Raw genomic sequence first — 1,353 nt, forward strand, 5'->3', positions numbered from 1 at the left:
TTGAAGCGCCCTGGCTTTGTTGGAGACTCCTGACTTTGGAAACGAGGATGGGGTCATGGTGTCGAATGAGGGATCTGGGAAGCCGACCATGCGTCGGTATTCGCCGGAGGAGAAGGCCGCAGCGGTCCGGATGGTGCGAATCCTGCGAGCGGAGCTGGGGACCGAGCACGGGACGGTCCAGCGGGTCGCGACGCAGCTTGGATACGGGATCGAGTCCGTCAGGACGTGGGTCAAGCAGGCCGATATCGACGACGGCAACGTGGCTGGCGTGACCACGGCCGAATCGCGGAAGCTGCGGGAGCTGGAGCAAGAGGTCCGTGAGCTTCGTCGGGCTAACGAGATTCTGAAGAGGGCTGCGTCTTTCTTCGGGGCGGAGCTCGACCGCCAACATCGGAAGTAGTCGCGTTCATCGACGCGAACAAGAACGACGTCGTCGAAGGCCGCCGCCTCGGAGTCGAGCCCATCTGCAGCCTGTTGCAGGTGGCTCCGAGCACCTATTACGCCGCGAAAGACCGCGCCCCCTCGGCGCGCGCGGTGAGCGACGCGGTCTTGATGCCTGAGCTGGTCACGCTCTGGAACGCGAACTACTGCGTCTATGGGGTCCGCAAGCTCTGGAAGACCGCCCGCCGCGCCGGGATCGATATCGGCCGGGACCAGACGGGCCGGCTGATGCGGGCTGCCGGCATCGAGGGCGCGATCCGGAGCAAGCGGGTCAAGACGACCCGGCCGGATCCGACGTCGACGCGGCACCCGGACCTCGTGAAACGGGAGTTCACCGCGACCGCGCCGAACAGGCTCTGGGTCACCGATCTGACGTTCGTGCCGACGTGGGCGGGCGTCGCGTATGTCTGCTTCATCATCGACGCGTACTCACGGATGATCGTCGGGTGGCGGTGCGCGTCTCACATGCGCACCGAGATGGTCCTCGACGCGATCGAGATGGCCCGCTGGTCGAGAGGTCGTCACCACGAGGATCTGAGGTGTCACAGCGACGCGGGGTCTCAATTCACGTCGATTCGCTACGGCGAACGACTCGCGGAGATCGGAGCGACGCCGTCGATCGGGACCGTCGGCGACAGCTATGACAACGCCCTGGCCGAGACCGTGAACGGGTACTACAAGACCGAACTCGTCCGTGGACCCGCACGCCCAGGCCCCTGGAAGACCGTCGAGGACCTCGAGCTCGCGACCCTCGGATGGGTGCACTGGCACAACACGCAGCGCCTGCACGGCTACCTCAGCGACGTCCCACCCGCCGAGTTCGAGCAGACGTTCTATGCTGGCCAAACCACCACCGACCACCTGGTGGGAATCAAATAGCGCGAGTCTCCATCAGACCCAGGGCGCTTCAGT

General features: G+C 65.2%; 1 protein-coding gene and 1 other annotated feature. The gene reads left to right on the forward strand.

The window, feature by feature from the left end; translation table 11 throughout:
* The first annotated feature begins 55 nt into the window (after positions 1-55).
* Positions 56-1,320 (forward strand): IS3 family transposase gene (locus tag KEC56_RS13835; RefSeq protein WP_227531403.1). Its coding sequence is split into 2 segments (ribosomal slippage): positions 56-359 and positions 359-1,320, totalling 1,266 coding nucleotides; the frame shifts between segments, so codons are not numbered across the junction.
* Positions 355-489: a sequence feature (AL1L pseudoknot), on the forward strand. Its footprint overlaps the gene before it by 135 nt.
* Positions 1,321-1,353 lie beyond the last annotated feature (33 nt).

Origin of the sequence: Microbacterium tenebrionis (assembly GCF_020682665.1) — a bacterium.
Classification (GTDB): domain Bacteria; phylum Actinomycetota; class Actinomycetes; order Actinomycetales; family Microbacteriaceae; genus Microbacterium; species Microbacterium tenebrionis.